Source organism: Maricaulis virginensis, from assembly GCF_027922185.1.
GTDB classification, from domain to species: domain Bacteria; phylum Pseudomonadota; class Alphaproteobacteria; order Caulobacterales; family Maricaulaceae; genus Maricaulis; species Maricaulis virginensis.
In genome coordinates this window covers 79,927-100,791 of sequence record NZ_BSFE01000004.1, presented here as the reverse complement: position 1 = coordinate 100,791, position 20,865 = coordinate 79,927, and the positions used below count along the sequence as shown (strand labels likewise).

Below are 20,865 nucleotides of genomic sequence, written 5' to 3'. Positions count from 1 at the left end.
AACCGGCCATTCCGCAATTGCCGCGTGCAGGCGAGGCGGACTACCCTGTCACAACAGCAGACAGGGGGTTGCTCATGTTCCAGGATTTCCTTCGTCCGGCCGCCGCCGGAGCCGCCGCCGCGCTTGTCCTTGCGCCGGTGGTATCAGCCCAGGACTATTCGCTTCAGCCGTCCTTCGGTTCGATCAACCTGTCGGCCGGCTTTCTTCCGGACCCGTATGAGCGGCGCCTGACCGCCGGCGGATCGATCCGGGCGCAGAACCGGTTTTCCAATTGCCGCGGCTATATCGCCAATGCGCCGGACTTCTCGCTCTACTACACGGCCGGTTCGCAGGACCTTTTCATCAATGTCGATTCCGAAGCCGACACCACACTGGTGGTGAACGGCCCGGACGGGCGCTGGTATTGCGACGATGACGGCGCGGACGCACCCTTCAACCCCCTCCTCCACTGGCAGACGCCCCAATCGGGCCGCTACGACATCTGGGTCGGCACCTATTCGACGGGATCGGGCGTTCCGGCCACGCTGTTCATTTCGGAGCTGGGCGAAGCGACCGTGCGCGGCGGCCTCAACATGCAAAGCGCCAGCGGCGTCGATATCACGGCGCCTGCGCGCCACAATGTCATCCTGAATGGCGGCTTCCTGCCCGATCCTGAACAGGTATTCGTGCAGGCGGGCGGCAATATCCGGGCGGCCGACGCAATCTCCGGCCAGTGCCGCGGCTATGTCGACTACGCGCCGACTGTCCAGCTGACCTATAACGGCTCGGGCTCGCTGCACATCTACACGCACGGCAATGCAGACACGACCCTGGCGATCAATGCGCCGGACGGTCAGTGGTTCTGCAATGATGACGCGATCGGCACGGATGCCGGTATCAGTTTCACGGCCGGCACGCAGGGCGTCTACGACATCTATGTCGGGACCTATAGTTCCGGCCGGGCGGATACGACCTTGCGCATTTCCGAAATCCGGCTCGGTTACGCGCCGGGCGGAAAATAGCTCCCGTTTCCAGAGGATTGCGAGGGCGGCCCGGCGGCCGCCCTTTTCTTTGGGCCTACGCTGCCAGCACCGTCCGCTCCAGCGTCCACCAGAGCGCGATCAGCGCAATCCCCACCGACACGATCCGCACCAGCCAGGGATACCAGGTCGCGTCCCGGAAACGGTGCAGCGCCAGCCAGCAGGCCAGCACGATGGTCAGCTGGCCGAGTTCCACACCGACATTGAAGCTCAAGAGGGCCGGCACCAGCTGTCCGGCCGGCAGACCGAGTTCGGAGAGTACGCCGGCAAAGCCCAGCCCGTGGAAAAGGCCGAAGACAAAGACGATCAGCGGCCGCCAGCGGGTCATGTCCTTGAAAACGAGATTTTCCACCGCGACGAAGGCGATCGACAGCGCGATGATCGGCTCCACGATCGCACCCGGCAGCGTCACCAGGCCCAGCGTTGCCAGGCCCAGGGTCAGCGTGTGGGCCACCGTGAAGGCCGAGACCTGCCAGACCAGCGGTTTCAGGCGGGTCGAGGCGAAGAACAGCGCCAGGACGAACAGGATATGGTCCAGCCCCTTGGGCAGGATGTGGGTATAGCCCAGCTGCAGATAGAGTCCGATTACGTCCCGCACGGTCTGTTCGCTGACTTCGGCAAGCATGGCTGTCTCCCCCGGCATGATGCGCGCAGACGCTAGCCACACCCGCACCCCGCTTCAAGCGCGGCTCGCGGTTGGCGGCGAAGCAGGCTAGACCGGGGCACCACGAACAAGACGGCGGCCCGATCCGCCCGAACCGATCCGCGGGAGAGGCAGAATGAGCGAGCAATTCTCGTCCAGCGTGGACGTGTCCGGTGAGGACATCCACTGGGACTTCAAGGACGCCATGTCCTATGGCGGCTATCTGGGGCTGGAGCGGCTCCTCACCTCGCAGAAATGCCTGACCGAAGAGCATGACGAGATGCTGTTCATCGTCATCCACCAGGTCGGCGAGCTGTGGATGAAGCTGGTGCTGCACGAGACCGAAGGCGGGATCGCCCATCTGCAGCGCGACGAGGTCGGCCCGGCGCTGAAGATGTTTGCCCGCGTCAGCCGCATCCAGGAACAGCTGATCCATGCCTGGGACGTGCTTTCCACCATGACCCCGGCCGACTATCTCGCCTTCCGCGATGCGCTGGGCCAGAGCTCGGGCTTCCAGTCCTTCCAGTACCGCACGCTGGAATACCGGCTGGGAAACAAGAACGCCGCCCTCGCCCGCGTGCACAAGCACAATCCGCCGGCCCACAGGATGGTGACGCGCGCGCTGGAACTGCCCAGCCTGTGGGACGAGACCCTGCGCCTTCTGGCCCGCCGCGGTTATGCCATTCCGGCCGAGCTGGTCGAGCGCGACTGGACGCAGCCCTATGCGCCGTCCGAAGCGGTCGAGGATGTCTGGCGCACCATCTATCGCGATAGCGAGACCCATTGGGAAGCCTATGAGCTGGGCGAGAAGCTGGTGGACCTGGAGCACAAGTTCCAGCAATGGCGATTCAACCACATGAAGACGGTCGAGCGCATTATCGGCTATCGCAAGGGCACGGGCGGTACGTCGGGTGTGTCCTATCTCGTCAAGGCGCTGGATCTGCGCTTCTTCCCGGAAATCTGGACCGTGCGCACCACGCTCTGAAGCTTCACGAGGCCTCGCATGAAAACGCTCGAAGACGTCCGCGCCCTCGATGCCGCCGATCCGCTGCGCAGTTTTCGCGACCGGTTCGACCTGCCCGAGGGTGTGATCTATCTGGACGGCAATTCGCTGGGTGCCCGGCCCAAGACCGCCGCGGCGCGGATGGCCGATGTGGTCGAACGCGAATGGGGCCAGGATCTGATCCGCTCCTGGAACACCAATCACTGGATGGACATGCCGCGCCGGCTGGGCGGCAAGGTGGCCCCGCTGATCGGCGCGAAGCCCGAGGAGGTCGTCGTCGCCGATTCGACGTCGATCAATATTTTCAAGGCGCTGTCGACCTGTATTCAATTGCAGCCCGAACGGTCGGTCATCCTGTCCGAGACCGGTAATTTCCCGACCAATGTCTACATGATGCAGGGTCTGGCCGCGGCGTCCGGCGGCCGGGTCGAGCACAGGCTGGTGGCGACAGAAGACCTGGTCGATGCGCTCGACGAGACGGTCGCGGCGCTGCTGATCACCCAGGCCCACTACAAGACCGGCTATCTGCACGACATGCAGGCAATCACGCGCGCGGCCCAGGACAAGGGCGTGCTGGTGATCTGGGATCTGTGTCACTCGGCCGGGGCTCTGCCGATCGATCTGAATGCCTGCAATGCCGATTTCGCGGTGGGCTGCGGCTATAAATATCTCAACGGCGGACCGGGTGCGCCGGCCTTCATTTTCGTCGCAGAGCGGCACCAGGACCGTGTCATGCCGGTTCTCAGCGGCTGGCTTGGGCATGCAAGACCGTTTGATTTCAGTGATATATATGAGCCGGCTCCGGGTATCGACCGGTTCCGATGTTCCTCGCCCAGCATCCTCGCAATGGCCTCACTGGAGTGCGGTCTGGACATCTTTGCGGATACACAGATGACCCATATCCGCACCAAATCTGTTGCATTGTGTGACCTCTTCATCGAGCAGGTCGAGGCCCGTCTGGACGGGCACGGTTTCACCCTCGCCAGTCCGCGCGATGCCACCATCCGCGGCAGCCAGGTCTCCTTCACCCATGAGCACGGCTATCCGATCGTGCAGGCCCTGATCGATCGCGGTGTGATCGGCGATTACCGCGATCCGGGCATCATGCGCTTCGGCTTCACCCCGCTTTATGTCAGCCACGAGGATGTGTGGCAGGCCGTCGAAATTCTGCAGGATATCATGACGACGCAAGCGTGGGACAAGCCGCACTTCCACGCCCGTGCTGCCGTGACCTAGGCGGGGATAAACCGCCGTTCCCATCGTCCTTCCCCATCAAGGGGAAGGTGGGCCGAGGCGAAGCCTCGGGCCGGAAGGGGTGAAGCCCGGTGTGAGCCTTCCAGGTGCGAAATGGCAGGCACCTTGCCACCACCCCATCCACCACGCCTTCGGCGCGGTCCCCCTTCCCCATCAAGGGGAAGGACAATGCTACAGCACGATCACATGGCCGACCGCCGGATCGCCGCCATTGGCTGCAAGATCGGCGATGACGGCCTGCGCGCCGGCGAAGCCCTCGGCCTCGTCCAGGCGGACCCAGGCCGGGCTGGCGCTGTCGAGATGGGCGAAGAAGTCCGACTCGGCCTGGTTGTAGCGGCGGGTGACCTCAGCCGGTCCCCAGTCCTTGTTGCGCTTCTTGATCTGGTTGGGCGCGAAATAGAAGACCGGCTTGGGTCCGGGCAGATCCTGCTCGCCGATGAAACCGGTATTGGCGGCCGAGCCGGCAAAACAGTCATGCACGAGATTGTCGCCGAAATGCCGGTGGATGCGCTCGCGCAGGCCGTTGTCGCCGGAAAAATCGACATAGATCGCCGGTGTTCCGGCATCGAGGCTTTCGACATCGCCATAGGCCACCACGCCGTCATAACAGCCCAGCCCCTCGACATAGGCCGCATTGCGCGGCGAGGTCAGCCCGGTCGCCGGGATGCGATCCGCGCCGAGGCAGAAGGCGGTGCCATAGGCGGTCTTGCTCGAGGCGCTGGAGATGATCAGCTGGCGCGCGCCGAAGAAATCATTGTCGGCCAGATAGTCGGCCAGCATGAAGGAGGTGATGAAGAGCGGCCGGTAGAGCGCCTGGAAGGCCTCGCGCTCCGGCGCATAAACGGTATCGGCGCTGCAGCGCGTATACTGATTATAGGCGGAAACCAGGGCCTGGCGGTGTTCGGCGCCGTCATAGAAGCCGCGCTCGGAAATCCGCTCCGGCTTCATCACAACATGGCTGGCGATCGGGAAATAGCCGTAGAAGCGTTCGCCGGCTTCCAGACCGGGGATATCCGAGGCGACGATATCGGCAAAACCCCAGACCGGCATATGGCCCCAGCCCTCCTGGCCGGTCGGGAAGAAATGCCAGTACTGCATGGCGTCGCCGAAGGCGGCATAGGTGATATTGTTGGTCGTCAGGGAGAAACGGTCGAGTTTCAGCACGATCTCGCCCGGCCCGGCCTGCGGTGCGGGGCCGGTTTCCAGACGGGTGCTGCCAAGATCGCCCTTGTCGGTGAGAAGACGGGTATACTCGCTCATATCGGTCCTGCCGGTCGGGAAGTGGAAGATGTGCCATGAGTGATAGCAGGTCGCGGCCCGTACGGGGTTCGGATTTGTCGACCGCGCGCACGCCGGAGGCAGATGCCCTGCCCCGCCCGCGAAAACGCCCGGTCCAGGCGCGCGCCCGCTTCACCGTCCAGGCGATCTATGACGCCTATGTTCGGATTTGGCGGCGCGGCGGTCCGGACGCGCTGACCATGCGGGCGCTGGCGGATGAATCCGGCTTCGCCATCGGCACGATCTACGAGTATTTCCCCAACAAGGCGGCCCTGCATTCCGGCTATGTCCGCCATGTGATGGACACACTGCGCGCGCGGATCCGCGAGCAGGTCGTCGAAGCCGGACACGGCCCCTGGCGCGAACAGCTGGCCCGGCTGGTGGAGATCACCTGCGCGGCCGATGGCGATGCGGCCTTCTTCGACACCGACATGCATTATCTGGAAGCCCGGATCGCGGCGCCGGAACACCATCAGCGTTCCTTCGATGCGCTGGCCGATGTGTGGTGCGATGCGGTGGCGGGCTGGGACGATCTGGTGCCGCAGCCGGCACCGGAGCGCGTGCGCATGCTGATCTTCCTGGTCTGGAGCGCCATGCGCTATCGCCTGCTCGCCGACCCGGTGAAGACGGACGAGGCCCTCTGGCTCGCCGAGATCCGCGAAATCTGCGAACGCACCCTGGCGCCGGCCTGATCGCCTGCATTGCGGCAATGGCGAAACGGGGTTTCGCGCGCTCGTCAGGCCGACTAGTTTCGCGTCGCGCCGCTGATCAACCCCGCAGCGGTTTCAAGGAGTTCGCGCCATGCATTTCGGTGTCTTCGACCTGTTCAAGATCGGTGTCGGTCCCTCCAGTTCGCATACGGTCGGACCGATGAAGGCGGCGAAAATCTTTGTCGAGCGCTGCCTGGCCGATGGCGCCTCTGTCGCGCGCCTGAAGACCGAGCTCTACGGATCGCTCGCCCTGACCGGGCTGGGCCATGGCACCGATACGGCGGTGCTGCTGGGCCTGGAGGGCAGCGATCCGGCCAAGATCGACCCGGATACCATCCCGGACCGGCTGGCCCGCATCCGCAGCGAGAAGACGCTGAAACTGGCCAATGGCCGGGAAATCGCTTTCGAGGAAAAGGCCGATCTGGATTTCCGCGGCGATGTGCGCCTGCCCTTCCACTCCAACGCGATGAAATTCTTTGCCTATGACCCGCATGGCGATGTCGTGCGCGAGGAGATCTGGTATTCCATCGGCGGCGGCTTCGTGATCGACGAGCACGAGGCCGGGCGCAATTCGGCGGCTGACGTCAAGGAGGGCGAGCCCTTCCCCTTCAACTCCGCGGCCGAACTCCTGGAGATCGGCGAGCGCGAGGGGCTGTCCATCCACCGCATCATGCTGGCAAACGAGCGCACCTTCCTGCCCGAAGACACGATCCGCGCCGGTATCGAGGGCCTGTGGCGCGCGATGGAGGATTGTATCGACCGCGGCCTCACCGAGGACGGCGTGCTGCCCGGCGGGCTGGGCGTCAAGCGGCGGGCGCCGAAGATGCATCGCGATATCCTGGCCAATCCGGTCAGCCCGGAAGAAGACCCCCTCGCCCCGATGGACTGGATCAATCTGTGGGCGATGGCCGTGAACGAGGAAAACGCCGCCGGCGGGCGCGTCGTCACCGCCCCCACCAATGGCGCCGCCGGCATCATTCCGGCCGTGGCGCGCTATTTCGACAAGTATCACCGCGACCCGGACGATGAGGAGGCGCTGCAGCGCTTCTTCCTGACCGCCGCGGCGATCGGCTCGCTCTACAAGAAGAATGCCTCGATCTCCGGCGCCGAGGCCGGCTGCCAGGGCGAGGTCGGCGTGGCCTGTTCGATGGCGGCTGCGGCGCTGGCTGCCGCCATGGGTGCCAATAACCACCAGATCGAGGATGCCGCCGAGATCGGCATGGAGCACAATCTGGGCCTGACCTGCGACCCGGTCGGCGGTCTGGTGCAGATCCCCTGTATCGAGCGCAACGCCATCGGCGCCATCAAGGCGATCGACGCCGCCCGCCTAGCCCTGCGCGCCACCTCCGCCGACATGAAGGTCTCGCTCGACCAGGTCATCGAGACGATGCGCCAGACCGGTGAGGACATGCAGGAGAAGTACAAGGAGACCTCGAAGGGCGGTCTCGCCGTGAATGTCGTCTATTGCTGACGCGTGATTCGTTGTGGACGGGATGAATTTATAGTAGCATCACGCAACCCGGCCCGCTCCGGGTGTGTAGTTCGCATTCCCCCTCTTCTGACTGTCAGAAATGAAAAGGCGAACGAGATGACTTCTTCCCATTCCAACACCGTGACCCTCGAATCCGGCCTGATCGAGAGCATCAGCTATATCGACGGCACCTTCGTGATCACCGACGGACAACCCTATGAGTCAGGCCCGACGGCCAAGAACAAGGGCAAGGGCGTCTGGGAGATCACGGTCAATTGCGGCCGCAAGAAATCCGACGCCGTGGCCCAGAAATTCAACAGCCTGGCCGGCGGCGAGTATCACGAATACGCGCCCAAGGGCGGTGGCGGCACGCCGGACGAGCTGAACTTCATGTTCGGCGTCACGGTGACCTTCTCCAATGCGGCGCCGATCACGCTCTACCTGGCCCAGGGCTCCTATTCCTCCACCAATAACTGGTGGATCGGCGGCCAGAATGTGATCAATGACGGCAAGCCCGACCTGGTGCTGATCTCCAACAATCTGCCCACCCAGGTACTGCGCATGTCCGGCTCGACCTCGGAATTCGTGTTCGAGACCCTCGCCGCCGGCGTCAGGAAAGCCGCCCTCGCCAGCGCGGAATAGCGGCGGCCTCCCGTTCTTTCTTCCCCACATCGTGGGGAAGTGGCCCCTTCTTCGCCTTGGCGAAGGAGGGGTCGAAGGGGCGGCGCGAAGCGCCGGAAAGCAACCCCGCCAAGCTCCACCATTCCGCCGCTGACGCGGCAGCCCCTCCCCCGTTTCACGGGTCCCCCTCCCCATGAATGGGGAGGAAAGGCATCGCGCCTGTCGCAGCGCTCCCCCTTCTCCCCCGGGGAGAAGGTGCCCCGAAGGGGCGGATGAGGGGAAAGCCCGGTGCTGGCGCTTCTATCGCGAAGGCCGGTGTCTCCCCCCTCTCCCTCGATCCCTCTCCCCTGGGAGAGGGAGGAACGGGTTCAGCGCTTGCCGTTCTTCTTCCCCATGAATGGGGAGGAAAGGCATCGCGCCAGTCGCACCAGCGCTCCCCCTTCTCCCCCGGGGAGAAGGTGCCCCGAAGGGGCGGATGAGGGGGGAAGCCGGGTGCTGGCGCTTCAATCGCGAAGGCCGGTGTCTCCCCCTCTCCCTCGATCCCTCTCCCCTGGGAGAGGGAGGAACGGGTTCAGCGCTTGCCGCACTTTCTTCCCCACGTGAGTGGGGAAGTGGCCCCTTCTTCGCCCTGGCGAAGGAGGGGGCGAAGGGGTGGCGCGCAGCGCCAGAAAGCAGCACAGCCAGGCTCCACCATTCCGCCGCTGACGCGGCGGCCCCTCCCCCGTTTCACGGGCCCCCTCCCCATGAAATGGGGAGGAAAGGCATCGCGCCTGTCGCAGCGGGCTCGTCCGATCCTCCACAAACCCTTTCCCCCGGCCCTGTGCCGGGGCCTGGCATGCGCAGCCTGATTTCACGGACTCAGGAGAGCGTACTCGCGGATATCCCCCAAGCCCCGGCACAGGGCCGGGGGAAACGTACCGGCGGTTTCCGGGCGGGCCTTCCGTCCCCATTTCGCCAATTGACATGGCCGATTTCCAAATCGGCCAGACTGACGGCCTGCGCCGGTACAGGCTGGACGCTGACAGTGTCCAACCCCTTGTACCGGAGCGTATTGATGACCCTTCGACTATCCGACGGCAGACTGGCCGGCCTGCTGTATCTCCTGCTCGTCCTGACCGGGATTTTCAGCCTGATCTATGTGCCCTCGCAGGTGATCGACCTGGACGATCCCGTGCGGATGCTGGCGCTGATCGGCGATAACCGCACCCTGTTTGCTGCCGGCATCTGCGTCGGCCTGACCGCCTATGTGATCTATCTCGCCTTGCCGGTGGTGCTCTACCGCGTCCTTGCACCCTACGGACAAAGCGCGGCGCGGCTGATGGTGCTGTTTGCACTGGCCAGCGTGCCGATGACCTTCCTGGCCCTGGGCGAACAGCTGGCCCTGCTCGATCTCGTGACCGGCGAAAACGGCCCCTCCGAGGCGGCGGGCGCGCAGGCGCTGGTGCGGATGGAGACCTATTTCCGCTATACCGGTCTGGCGTCGATCTTCTGGGGTCTGTGGCTCTTCCCGCTGGGCTGGCTGGGCTGGCGCTCGGGCCTGCTGCCGCATGTGCTCGGCTTCCTGTTGATGATCAGCTGTATCGGCTTCCTGATCGAGTTCGCCGGCCCGCTTTTCATGAGCGGCTATTCCGGCAGCCTCCTCAGCACGATTGCCGGCACGCCCTCTTCCTTCGCCGAGATCGGTACCTGTCTGTGGCTTTTGATCATGGGTGAGCCGAAGGCGTGGCGGCGGGAGGCGGCATAGCCGGTGCGGCGACGCTCCCCCTTCCCCCTCGGGGAGAAGAGGGCCTACGCCCAACCAGTGTCATCCCGGACGCATGCCCGGCCCTGTGCCGGGCGGAGATCCGGGACCCATAATCCCGGTGCTGATCCTGATACCATGGCCGGTGAGCCCGCTACCGGTCGAGCGCGGTGCGTATAGGTCCCGGCCCTTTGCCCCGCCTTCGCGGGGCGTCCGGCCGGGATGACATATGAGCTTGCCCCCTAAGCGTCCTCGCCCAGTTCCTGGACCGGGCGGCCGTCGCTGAGGGTTTCCGCGCCGGAGACCACGACGCGCTGGCCGGCTTCCACATCCCCGTCGATGGCGACATAGCCGCCTTCGCGCACGCCGGCCACGACAGCAACCTGGCGGGCGATGTCGTCCGCGTCGACGACGAAGACATGGCTGCCGCTGGAGCGCAGTACGACGGCGTCATAGGGCGCAGCGGCCTGCAGGCGCGGGGTTTCGGCCGGGAAAGCCGCGCGGGCGGCCGAGCCGACAATCCAGTCGGAACCGGTCAGATCGATCCGCACCTCGAAGGTGCGCGAGACGGCGTCGCCGACCGGAATGATGGCGCGGATCGGCGCACGCTGGCTGGTGCCGTTGGCGAGCGACAGCGTGACCTCCTGGCCCACTTCCAGGAAGGGCGCGATGGCGACGGGCACCTGGGCGACGGCCTCCTTGTGTTCGATATCCACCAGGCGGACGATCTCGCGGCCCGGCGCGGAGATTTCCCCGGCCTGGATCAGGCGTTCGGCGACCCGGCCCGGAAACGGTGCGACGATCTGCGTGCGCTCCAGTTCCAGCTCGGCGCGCATTACCGCAGCCCGGGCCTCGCGCAGATCCTGGTCGGCCAGGTCGCGGGCCAGTTCGACCTCGCGCAGCCGGTTGGCCGGCACGGTGCCGTTTGCGGCGAGGCCTTCATAGCGGTCGGCCTCGGCATTCTGGTAATTCGCATTCGAGGTGGCACGGGCCAGGCGGGCGCGGGCCTCGTCGAGCTGGATGCGGGCCTGGCGGTCGTCCAGCTGGGCGATCAGCCCGCCGGTCTCGATCATGTCGCCCGGCTCGGCCACGAAAGTGACCCGGCCGAAGGCTTCCGCGGCGATGCGGGCATCATTGCGCGCCATCACGCTGGCCGGTGTCATCACCGTGCGGGCCATGTCGCGCTGGACGATCTCGGCGGTGCGTACCACGGCCGGCGGCGGCCCCTCCTGGGCCAGCACCGCGGCGGGGGCAGCGGCCAGGAGCGCGGCGGAGCCGGCAGCGAGGCAGATGAAGGATCGCAACATGTCGGAGCTCCAGGGCTATTCGGCCGGCGCAGGGGCCGGATCCGCCACCGTGCGGGCCTGGCGCAATTCGCCCAGGCGCAGGAGGCAGGGAATGAGAACGAGGGTGAAGACGAGGCTGACGCTCATGCCGCCGACAATGGCCGCCGCCAGTCCGCGATAGATGGTCGAGCCGACGCCGGGCACCAGCAGCAGGGGCAGCATGCCCAGCAGGCTGGTCATGGTCGACATGAAGATCGGCCGCAGACGCACGCGCAGGGCCTGGTCGACCGCTTCGCGCCGGGCCAGGCCTTCGCGCTCGCCCTGGCGGGTCTGGTCGACCAGCAGGATGGCATTGTTGATCACCAGGCCCAGGAGGATGACGAAGCCCATCATGGTGAGAAGATCGAGCGGCTGGGAGACGAACAGGTTCAGCACCTGCAGCATCACCACACCGCCAACCCCGGCCAGCGGGATCGAGACCAGCACCAGCAGCGCGTCGCGCAGCGAGCGGAACATGCCGGCCAGGATCAGGAAGAGGATCACCATCGCCATGCCCATATTCATCAGCATGGTGTTGATGGCCCGGTTCAGGCTGTCGGCGCTGCCGCCATAGACGATCGAGCCGTCGGCCGGCAGTTCGGCGCGCATGGCCGGCTCGATCTCGGTGCGCACGGTCTCCAGGATCTCTTCCAGCGAGACGTTTTCCGGCTGGTTGATATTGATGGTGACGGTGCGGCGGCGGTTGAGGCGCTGGATGGCGCCCGCCCCCACTTCCTCGCGGATGTCGACCAGATCGCCCAGCGGCACGACGGCGCCGGACGGGGTCGCCACCGGCATGCCGGTCAGCTCGTCCGGCGTTTCCCACGGGGTGGAGCGCAGGATCATGTTCATGCGCGTCTCGCCGTCGAAATACTCGCCGATGAACTGGCCGTCGCCCAGCATGGCGATCATGCCCGCCACATTGCGGCGCGCCCATCCGGCCTCCTGGATCCGCCGGTCATCCGGCACCAGGGTCAGGCGCGGCTGGGTCGCCTGGGGCGGCGGATTGGCATTGATGTTCACGCCCGGAAAGCGCTCGCGCAGCATGGTCAGGCCGACCTGGGTGGCGCGCGCCCGCGCCTCGGCATCGGCGGACTGGATATTCACCTGGATATTGCCGCCCTGGGAGAAGCCGCCGAACAGATCGCCCTGCTGGGCGAAGCCGAACACGTCGGGAATGCCGGTGATGATCTCCTCGCGGACGATACGCTCCAGCTCGCCGACCTGTGACTGGTCCTGCACGCGGATGCCGGCCGTCGCCCCGGTACCGCCGGGGAAAGTGCCGAAATAATAGTTGCGCAGCGCCGGTTCCCGCTCGCCGCTCATATAGGGCTCGAGGCGTTCGATGACGGTGGCGGCGACCTCCTCCTCGATCCAGTCGAGATTGGAGCCCGGCGGGAAGATCAGGAAAGCGTCCACCGCGTCGCGTTTCACCGGCGGCAGATAATCCAGATCCGGCCGCAGGAACCAGGTCAGCGCCAGCGGAATGGCGATCAGCGTACCGGCCAGCGCCAGGCGGCGGCGCGGACTGTCGCTCAGCGGCATCACGCCCGACGCGATCCGGTTGAGCAGGGGCTGGCGGGTCTGCGTCGCGCGGTCGCGCACCCAGTATTTCGCCGCCACCGGCAGGATGGTCACGGCAACGATCATCGATACCGCAACGCCCACCGCGATGGTGATGGCGAGATCGGCGAAGATCTGGCCCTCGGCATTGCGGGTGAAGATGATCGGCAGGAAGATGGCAACGGTCGTGGTCGTGGAGGCGAGCAGCGCGCCCCATACCTCGCCGGCGCCGCGTTCGGACGCGGTGTGCGCATCCTCACCGCCCTCGCGCCGGCGGATGATGTTCTCCAGCACAATGATCGCCGCATCCATCACCATGCCGGTGGCAAAGGCCAGGCCCGCCAGCGAGATCACGTTGAGCGAGCGGCCCAGCAGGAAGAGCACGATCAGGGTGGAGAGCAGCGAGACCGGGATGGCGAGCGAGATGATCAGCGTCGCCCGCGCCCGGCGCAGGAAGAGCCAGAGCCCGAAAATCGCCAGCGCCACACCCAGAAGCAGATTGGTGCGCAACAGGTCGATGGCCCGCATGATGAAGACCGAAGCGTCGAAGGACGGCGCCATGACCAGCTGGCGTTCGGCGAGCAGCGTCTCGTTGATCGTCGCGACTTCCGCCTTCACCGCGTCCAGCGCGGCGAGCACATTGGCCCCCTGCTGGCGGCGCACCTCGATCCCCATCGCCGGATTGCCGTTCTGGTAGGTGAAATTCGTGCGCTCGCCATAGGTCACCTCGACCGTGGCGACATCGGACAGGCGCACCGGCGTGCCATCGCGCCAGACGATCACCAGATCGCCCATTTCGGACGGTTCGAACTCGCCCTCGAAACGCATCTGGTAGGAGCGGCGGCCGATCTCGGCATTGCCGCCGGACACGTCCTGGTTATTGGCGATGGCGCCGGAAATCTGCGGCAGGGTCACGCCCAGCGCGGCGGCGCGGTAGGGATCGACCGTGATCAGCAATTCCTCGGGCCGCTGGCCCCAGCCGATATTGACGCTGGCCACGCCCGGGATCGCCTCGAGGCGCGGCACCACCGTGTCCTCGATGAAGCTGGTATAGTCGTGGATCTCCAGCGGATTGCCGGGCAAGGCCTGGACGAAGAACCAGATCAGGCTCTGCTGGGCGTCGCCGCCGAACCCGCCGACATTGGGCCCCACCGCATCGCGCGGCAGCGGCGGCAATTGCGACAGGCGGTTCGAGATCTCGATCGCCGTCTGCGTCATGTCGGTTTCAAGCGCGAAGGTCAGGTTGATGAAGGCCGCGCCCTCATTGGTGAAGACGCGCATCTCCTCCAGCCCGGGCAATCCGGTGAGGAGCTGTTCCTGCGGCTCGACGATTTCCGATTCCATTTCCAGCGGCGAGGCCGAGCGCCAGAACGTGGCGATATTGACCTGCGGACGTTCGGTATCCGGGAAGAGCTGGATGGGCAGGCGTGTGAAGGCAAGAATGCCCATCAGCACGATCAGGGCAATTCCGACGCACACGGCGGCCGGATTGCTCAATGACAATCGGGTGAGCGGCATGTTTTCCTCCCTCGCCCGGCTTTCATAGCACTGCGGTGCGGGGGCAGGATTAAACCTTGTCAAGGCGGCTCACACTTTGGTGAGCCGCCTTGCAGGTCAACAAGTTGGCGCTGATTACTTTTGCGTCAGGTCAGGTTAGTTCAGGCCGCCGCGTGTTCTTTCAGCTGCGGCGAGACGGTGTAGCTCGCTTCGGTCTTCGACTTGATCTCGTCCAGCGTGACCTCCGGGGCCAGCTCGATCAGTTCGAGATGATCGCCCTTCACATCGAACACGCCCAGCGTGGTGATGATGCGGTCGACACAGGCCTGGCCGGTCAGCGGCAGGGTGCAGGTCTTCAGCAGTTTCGGTTCGCCGGCCTTGTTGGCGTGGTCCATGATCACCACGACGCGCTTGACGCCGGCGACCAGGTCCATGGCGCCGCCCATCCCCTTCACCAGCTTGCCCGGGATCATCCAGTTGGCGATATCGCCCGTCTCGGACACTTCCATCGCGCCCAGGATCGAGATGTCGATATGGCCGCCGCGGATCATGGCGAAGCTGTCGGCGGAAGAGAAATACGAGGTGCGGCGCAGCTCGGTGATGGTCTGCTTGCCGGCATTGATCAGGTCGGGATCGACCTCGTCGTCATAGGGGAAAGGCCCCATGCCCAGCATGCCGTTCTCCGACTGCAGGGTGACGTCGATATCGTCGGCGATATGGTTGGCGACCAGGGTCGGGATGCCGATGCCGAGATTGACGTAGAAACCGTCTTCCAGTTCCTGGGCGGCGCGGGCCGCCATTTCATCGCGTGTCCAGGCCATTATGCGCTCTCCCTTTCGCGGATGGTGCGCTGTTCGATGCGCTTTTCGAATTCGCCCTTGAACAGGCGCTGCACGAAGATGCCGGGCGTATGGATATGGTCCGGATCGAGCGCGCCCAGTTCGACGATTTCCTCGACCTCGGCGATGGTCACCTTGCCGGCCGTCGCCATCATCGGGTTGAAATTGCGGGCGGTCTTGCGGAAGACCAGATTGCCTTCCGGGTCGGCCTTCCAGGCTTTCACGATGGAAACATCGGCTGTCAGGCCGGTTTCCATGATATAGGTCTCGCCGTTGAATTCGCGGTGTTCCTTGCCTTCCGCGATCATCGTGCCGACACCGGTCTTGGTGAAGAAGCCCGGAATGCCGGCACCGCCGGCGCGGATGCGCTCGGCCAGCGTGCCCTGGGGATTGAATTCCAGCTCCAGCTCGCCGGACAGGAATTGCCGCTCGAATTCCTTGTTCTCGCCGACATAGGACGAGACCATCTTCCTGATCTGCCTGGCGTCGAGCAGGATGCCCAGACCGAAACCGTCGACCCCGCAATTGTTGGAGATCACGGTGAGATCCTTCACGCCGGATGCGTGCAGGGCCGCAATGGCGTTTTCCGGGATGCCGCACAGGCCGAACCCGCCCGCCATCAACGTCATGCCATCGAAGACGAGGCCGTCCAGGGCCGCCTTGGCGTCAGGATATACCTTTTTCATGCAGACCTCTGCGTCAAAGTTGATAACTGGTTCATGTTTATATCGCGGGCGCAGCAGAAATCCAGCCGCCTCGCCTGCCTAGCCTGCGGTCCGGTCCCGGCGCGTGCCGTAGCGGGCGTCGATCTCGATCGCCAGCGCGCCGCCGAAGAATACCGCATAGGCCGACCAATAAATCCACAGAAGGAAGACGACAAGGGCGCCCAGCGACCCGTAGACGCCAAAATCGATCACCTGACCGACATAGAGCGAAAAACCTTTCGACAGGCCCAGCCACAGACCGGTCGACACCAGGGCCGCGACGGTCGAGGCCCGCCAGCTGACGGCTTCGGAGCGGCGGCGCATCGTCATCCGGTAGAGCAGTTCCAGTGCCACGAACATCACGAGGGCGGCCGCTGTCCACTCATTCACCAGCCCGCCGAAATCGAGCGGTTCCAGCCCGAGGAGCACGAAGACCTTGCGCAGAAGGACCGGGATAGCCAGCACGGCCAGATTGGCCAGGGTCAGCATCATCCCGCCGATCAGCACCGAGCCCATCGCCAGGATGTTGAAATGGATCACATTGCGGATGTCCTGGTCTTCCGCGAGATGGTTCAGCCCGGCGATCACTGCCTTCACACCGCGCGAGGCAGCGAACAGGGCGATCGCCAGGGCGATGGCCCCGTTCACCGACAGCGCCGAGATCGGTGTCACGGCAAGACGCGCCATCTGGTTCAGCACGAAGTCCTGGGCGCCCTGTGGCATGATGCCGGCAAAGCGCGCGATCTGGGTCTCCACATCCGAGATGTCATTGGTCAGGCCGTAGATCGACATGGCCAGCGCCATGGCGGGAAACAGGGCCAGCATGCCGAAATAGGAGGCGCCGCCGGCGAACAGCATCACGTCGCGCGCCATCGACCGGCTGACCGCCTTGACGATAATCGTCAGCACGTCGAGCACCGGATGCGATTCCGGGATGTGTTTGCGAATGGACTTGAACATTGCCTGCCAAACGGGCCCTCTGCCGCACGAAAACGGAATCAGTCGTGTCCAGGCTGCCCCGCTTGCCCGTGAAACTAGGATAACCCGATGGCGTTTTCCAAGGCCGTGGAACTGTTGCAGCTGGCGCGCATGGCCAGCGGCTATGCCGGCGTCTCGCTGAACGAGATCGAGGCGGAGTTCGATTGTGTGCGCCGCACCGCCCAGCGGATGACCGATGCGCTGGTGCGCGTCTTCCCCGACACCGAGGATTATGTCGACGCCGAGGGCCACAAGCGCTGGCGCGTGCCGCGGCGCCGGGTGGCGGAATTCTTTGCGCCGACGGCCGACGAGGTTGCCGCGCTGGAACTGGCCGGCGCGACGCTGGACCGCCAGGGCCTGACCCGCGAGGCCGGTCAGCTGCGCACGCTGCGCGAAACCATCAAGATCCTGATGCCCGACAAGCGGCGCCCGGGTCTGGAAGCCGATGAGGAAGCGCTGCTGGAAGCCATGGGCCATGCCGCCCGCCCCGGCCCGCAGCCGGCCTCGGATCCCCGCATCGACAGCGCCATTGCCGAGGCGCTGAAAGGCCCCTTCGTGCTGGAGATCGCCTATCGCGGGCGTCAGGACAGTGCGGCCAAGATCCGCCGGGTGGAACCCTATGGCCTGCTGCTGGGCGCGCGCCGCTATCTGGTCGGCCGCGACCGGGCGCGCGGCGACACGGTGATGCGTCACTACCGGGTCGAGGATATCGAGAGCGCCGAGGTGACACAGGACTGGTTCGCCCGCGACGAGGCCTTCGACCTGGAAGCCTACGCCAACCGCTCCTTCGGCGTGTTCCAGAACGAGGCCGAGTTCGGCGATGTGGTGTGGAAATTCACCCCCGCCGCCGCGCCCCACGCCCTGCGCTACCGTTTCCACCCGCTGCAATCGACCGAAACGCTGGAAGACGGTTCGGTGATCGTGCGCTTTCGCGCCAGCGGCCTGCTGGAAATGTGCTGGCATCTCTATGCCTGGGGCGACCAGGTCGAGGTGCTGGAGCCCAAAGCGCTGGCCGACATGGTCGCCGGCCATCGCCGCGGGGACTTTCCGGGGCTGCCTTAATGCGCGCCCGTACACTCAGTTTTCCCCGGCCTTGTTGTTCAGCCCGGGGACATGGCTGAGTATGCGCTTGAAACTTTGGCAGGCCCCGGAATGAATCCGGGGGAAGAGTAAATCCGGGGAAATGGCACCCGGTGGGTAGAGAACTCCCTCACCGCACCGCAATCCGCACCATTTCTGCCGGCTGCCAGGAGGGCATGGAGTGGCCGTCGGCCGAACTCATCGCCAGCTGGTAGCCCTTGTTGAGATAACGGCACACCGAGCGCAGGTCTTCCACGTGCAGGCAGTCGATCTCGTCGCCGGGACGCTGCATGCGGAAGAAACCGTCCCGGAAACGGTGCGGGACCATGTTGCGCAGAACGCCGCCTGCACCTTCGACATAGGCATTGATCGCGATGGCCATTGGGGCTCTCCATCCGTGTTCATCTTCGATGGAGATCACTCTGACAGGCCGCCAGGACAAAACCTGTCACCCCTCTTTTGCCCTGCTGAAACAAAGAAACGCCGGCTGTTGGGGGCAGCCGGCGTTTCGGTTCTATCTAAGCGATATCGAGACCGGAAAACGAGCGAGGGACTACAGGGTGTTCGCCGGTCTCGAGACGGACATTGCCAATGGCCCGCTGAACCCGACATGAACGTTATTCATCTATGATGTCCGTCGCCGGTCCCTGCCGCTTGCCAGCATGCAGGCGCTTGGGTATCGCAGGTGCACAACATGTTTCAGGCCGCACGGATGAACCGTTGACCGCACATGCATCCCGCAGCTGGGACCGGGCCGGCATCGAAACCGCACTCCGGCTGCATAGCGCATTCCTGAAGGGCGAGCCTGGCGGTCAGCGGGCGGTCTTCCGCGGCGGCGCCCTGGCCGGCGAGGATTTCAGCGGCAGCGATCTGCGCGATGCGGATTTCTGCGATTGCGATCTGGTTGCGGCGCGATTCGACGGGGCGGACTGCCGCGGTGCCCGTTTCCAGGGGGCCGTGATGCACGGCGCCAGCCTGGTCGGCGCCCGGCTCGATGGCGCCGATCTGCGCGGCTGCGACCTGACAGGCGCGCGGCTGATCGCAGCGCGCTGTGCCGGAGCCGATTTCCGCGAACGCCCCCTGCCCGGCCAGGACGGCAAGCCGGCGACGGTTCAGGCCAGCACGCTCGATGGCGCGGATTTTTCCGGCGCCTCGCTGGCCGGGGCCCGGCTGGGCGGCGTTTCGGCGCGCGAAACGCGGTTCGAGGATGCCAATCTGTCGGGCGCCGGCCTGTGTCGCGCTGACCTGGACGGCGCGCGTTTCGCGCTCGCGCTGGTCGCCGGAACGGATTTTTCCAGCGCTTCGCTGAAGGCCGCCGATCTGCGCGGCTGCGACATGGAGGGCGCCCGGCTCGACATGGCGGTCACGCGCGACATGCAGACCGGTACCCATCCCGACCGCCCCATCCCGGAACCGGCCGGCGTGCTGACAGCACGCGAGGCCGAGACGCGGCTGACCGGGCATATCCAGCAGGTGCGCGGCAGCGCCAGCGGCCAGCCGGTCGATTTCACCGGCCTCGACCTGCGTCCTGCCGGCTCGCTCGCCGGGCGGGCCCTGACTGCGCTGCGCGCTCCGCGGGCCTGTCTGGCCGGGCTGGACCTTAGCGGCTGCGAACTGCAGGGCGCCCGCCTCGCCGGGGCCGATCTGCGCGGCTGCAAACTCGCGGGGGCCGATCTGCGCGGGGCCGATCTCAGCGGCGCCTGGCTCACCCATGCCGATCTGACCGGTGCCCGCCTGACCCCGCTCACCCTGGGCGGCGGGCGTGTGCTGCCGGTGCAGCTGGACAAGGCCCAGTGCCGCTACAGCGACTGGGGCGATGCGAATCTGGAGCAGGCAAGGCTGGCCGGCACCGATCTCGCCTATGCGCGGATGACCGGTGCGCGGCTCTCGCCCGATGCGCTGGCCGGCGCCCTGGGCATCGACCGCCTGCTCTAGTTTGAGCGGTCGCATTTTCGAACCGCAAAACCGGTGCCCACTTTTGCTGAAAATGCTCCGGTCAGACACCCCAATCAGCCAGGATTGCCTCACGATCGGCGCCCGGCACAGGCGCCGGTCCCTGGATCGCGCCGGGTGTGCGCGAGAAGCGCGGCGCCGGCGCCGGCTGGCGCACCCCGCCCGGTTCGGCATAGCTGCCGCGCTCGCGCATGTGCGGATGGGCGGCAGACTCCTCGTAATTGAGCACCGGCGCGAAACACACATCCGTGCCTTCCAGCAGTTCGCACCATTCATCGCGTGTCTTCTGGCGGAAGAGATCGGCAAAGACCGGCCTGGCCTCCTCCCAGTTGCGGCCCGACCAGTCGGCCGGCAGGGCCTGGGCATCGACCCCCAGTTTCTCGCACAAAAGGGCATAGAATTCCGGCTCCAGCGGGCCGATCGAGACATGGCCGCCATCGGCGCATTGATAGACCGTGTAGAAATGCGCCGCGCCGTCGAGCAGGTTGCGGCCGCGCTCCGGCGACCACAGGCCGACCGCCGCCAGCTGGTGCTGCGAGGCCATCAGCGAGACGGCACCGTCGACAATGGCCGCATCGACCACCTGCCCCTCCCCGTGGGTGCGCGCATGATGCAGCGCAGCCAGCACACCGAAGGCGAGATACATCGCCCCGCCGCCGAAATCGCCGACCAGGTTGAGCGGAACGGCCGGCTGCTCCTTGCTGCCGATCGCGCCGAGCGCACCTGACAGGGCGACATAATTGATGTCGTGGCCGGCAGCATGGGCGAGCGGTCCGTACTGGCCCCAGCCCGTCATGCGGCCATAGACCAGGGCCGGATTGGCAGCCAGGGCGACGTCGGGCCCCAGGCCCAGGCGTTCCATCACGCCGGGACGATAGCCTTCCAGCAGGATGTCCGCCTTGCCGATGAGATCGCGGCACAGGGCCAGCTCGGCCTCGTCCTTCAGATCGAGTGCAATCGAGCGCCGGCCACGGCCCAGAACGTCGGCATGTCCGCCGCCCAGCGCGCCCTTGCGGTCGACACGGATCACGTCTGCGCCCATATCCGAGAGCATCATGGCGCAGAAGGGTGCCGGGCCTAGTCCGACAAACTCAATTACCTTAACGCCTTTTAGAGGTCCTTGGGGTTTCATGTCGCCAACCTTTGATTCGTTTGTTCCGGAAGCGTGGCACTTGTGACAAACTCG

Annotated in this window: 18 protein-coding genes; 9 read left to right on the top strand and 9 right to left on the bottom strand. The window is 65.5% G+C overall.

The window, feature by feature from the left end:
• Positions 1 to 74 precede the first annotated feature (74 nt).
• The gene (locus PKE71_RS08855; RefSeq protein WP_271186604.1) at positions 75 to 1,001 is read left to right on the top strand and encodes a hypothetical protein; all 927 of its coding nucleotides are present in this window, start codon (positions 75 to 77) and stop codon (positions 999 to 1,001) included.
• Positions 1,002 to 1,056: 55 nt separating this feature from the next.
• Here the strand turns inward: PKE71_RS08855 and PKE71_RS08850 are convergent, their stop codons facing one another.
• Complete coding sequence (locus tag PKE71_RS08850; protein ID WP_271186603.1) at positions 1,057 to 1,644, bottom strand: HupE/UreJ family protein; 588 nt, start codon at positions 1,642 to 1,644, stop codon at positions 1,057 to 1,059.
• Positions 1,645 to 1,798: 154 nt separating this feature from the next.
• Here PKE71_RS08850 and kynA point away from each other — a divergent pair, with 154 nt between their 5' ends.
• A complete protein-coding gene (gene kynA, locus PKE71_RS08845) occupies positions 1,799 to 2,647 on the top strand; it encodes a tryptophan 2,3-dioxygenase (protein ID WP_271186602.1) in 849 nt (282 codons plus the stop codon).
• An 18-nt stretch (positions 2,648 to 2,665) separates the two neighbouring features.
• Complete coding sequence (gene kynU, locus PKE71_RS08840) at positions 2,666 to 3,901, top strand: kynureninase (protein WP_271186601.1); 1,236 nt, start codon at positions 2,666 to 2,668, stop codon at positions 3,899 to 3,901.
• Positions 3,902 to 4,090: 189 nt separating this feature from the next.
• Here the strand turns inward: kynU and PKE71_RS08835 are convergent, their stop codons facing one another.
• A complete protein-coding gene (locus PKE71_RS08835; RefSeq protein ID WP_271186600.1) occupies positions 4,091 to 5,179 on the bottom strand; it encodes a DUF2855 family protein in 1,089 nt (362 codons plus the stop codon).
• Between the two features lie 35 nt (positions 5,180 to 5,214).
• Here PKE71_RS08835 and PKE71_RS08830 point away from each other — a divergent pair, with 35 nt between their 5' ends.
• From PKE71_RS08830 to PKE71_RS08815, 4 genes are all read left to right on the top strand, one after another.
• Entirely contained in the window at positions 5,215 to 5,889 is a 675-nt protein-coding gene (locus tag PKE71_RS08830) for a TetR/AcrR family transcriptional regulator (protein WP_271186599.1), read from the top strand.
• A gap of 109 nt (positions 5,890 to 5,998) precedes the next feature.
• Positions 5,999 to 7,378, top strand: coding sequence for an L-serine ammonia-lyase (locus PKE71_RS08825; protein ID WP_271186598.1), 1,380 nt, complete (start codon positions 5,999 to 6,001; stop codon positions 7,376 to 7,378).
• Between the two features lie 117 nt (positions 7,379 to 7,495).
• On the top strand, positions 7,496 to 8,020 hold the full coding sequence (locus PKE71_RS08820; RefSeq protein WP_271186597.1) for a hypothetical protein: 525 nt from the start codon (positions 7,496 to 7,498) through the stop codon (positions 8,018 to 8,020).
• A 1,033-nt stretch (positions 8,021 to 9,053) separates the two neighbouring features.
• Positions 9,054 to 9,743: a DUF4386 domain-containing protein gene (locus PKE71_RS08815; RefSeq protein WP_271186596.1), complete on the top strand. Its 690-nt coding sequence runs from the start codon at positions 9,054 to 9,056 to the stop codon at positions 9,741 to 9,743.
• A gap of 239 nt (positions 9,744 to 9,982) precedes the next feature.
• Here the strand turns inward: PKE71_RS08815 and PKE71_RS08810 are convergent, their stop codons facing one another.
• The 5 genes from PKE71_RS08810 to PKE71_RS08790 all read right to left on the bottom strand — a co-directional run bounded on the left by PKE71_RS08810 (position 9,983) and on the right by PKE71_RS08790 (position 16,628).
• Positions 9,983 to 11,047, bottom strand: coding sequence for an efflux RND transporter periplasmic adaptor subunit (locus PKE71_RS08810; protein ID WP_271186595.1), 1,065 nt, complete (start codon positions 11,045 to 11,047; stop codon positions 9,983 to 9,985).
• Between the two features lie 15 nt (positions 11,048 to 11,062).
• The gene (locus PKE71_RS08805; RefSeq protein WP_271186594.1) at positions 11,063 to 14,146 is read right to left on the bottom strand and encodes an efflux RND transporter permease subunit; all 3,084 of its coding nucleotides are present in this window, start codon (positions 14,144 to 14,146) and stop codon (positions 11,063 to 11,065) included.
• 140 nt (positions 14,147 to 14,286) lie between these two features.
• Entirely contained in the window at positions 14,287 to 14,946 is a 660-nt protein-coding gene (locus tag PKE71_RS08800) for a CoA transferase subunit B (RefSeq protein WP_271186593.1), read from the bottom strand.
• Entirely contained in the window at positions 14,946 to 15,650 is a 705-nt protein-coding gene (locus tag PKE71_RS08795; protein ID WP_271186592.1) for a CoA transferase subunit A, read from the bottom strand. The genes PKE71_RS08800 and PKE71_RS08795 overlap by 1 nt, the downstream gene beginning before the upstream one ends.
• A 78-nt stretch (positions 15,651 to 15,728) precedes the next feature.
• Positions 15,729 to 16,628 carry a YihY/virulence factor BrkB family protein gene (locus tag PKE71_RS08790; protein WP_271186591.1) on the bottom strand — a complete coding sequence of 300 codons (900 nt, stop codon included), beginning with the start codon at positions 16,626 to 16,628 and terminating at the stop codon, positions 15,729 to 15,731.
• An 87-nt stretch (positions 16,629 to 16,715) separates the two neighbouring features.
• On the opposite strand from PKE71_RS08790, the gene PKE71_RS08785 reads away from it, so the two are divergent.
• Positions 16,716 to 17,708 carry a helix-turn-helix transcriptional regulator gene (locus PKE71_RS08785; protein WP_271186590.1) on the top strand — a complete coding sequence of 331 codons (993 nt, stop codon included), beginning with the start codon at positions 16,716 to 16,718 and terminating at the stop codon, positions 17,706 to 17,708.
• 148 nt (positions 17,709 to 17,856) lie between these two features.
• Here the strand turns inward: PKE71_RS08785 and PKE71_RS08780 are convergent, their stop codons facing one another.
• Positions 17,857 to 18,108, bottom strand: coding sequence for a hypothetical protein (locus tag PKE71_RS08780; RefSeq protein ID WP_271186589.1), 252 nt, complete (start codon positions 18,106 to 18,108; stop codon positions 17,857 to 17,859).
• A gap of 338 nt (positions 18,109 to 18,446) precedes the next feature.
• Between PKE71_RS08780 and PKE71_RS08775 the strand changes: the two genes are divergently transcribed.
• Positions 18,447 to 19,661 (top strand): pentapeptide repeat-containing protein, encoded by a 1,215-nt coding sequence (locus PKE71_RS08775; RefSeq protein WP_271186588.1) that lies wholly within the window; start codon positions 18,447 to 18,449, stop codon positions 19,659 to 19,661.
• A 61-nt stretch (positions 19,662 to 19,722) separates the two neighbouring features.
• Here PKE71_RS08775 and PKE71_RS08770 read toward each other — a convergent pair whose 3' ends face one another.
• Positions 19,723 to 20,811 carry a CaiB/BaiF CoA transferase family protein gene (locus PKE71_RS08770; protein ID WP_271186587.1) on the bottom strand — a complete coding sequence of 363 codons (1,089 nt, stop codon included), beginning with the start codon at positions 20,809 to 20,811 and terminating at the stop codon, positions 19,723 to 19,725.
• Positions 20,812 to 20,865: the final 54 nt, after the last annotated feature.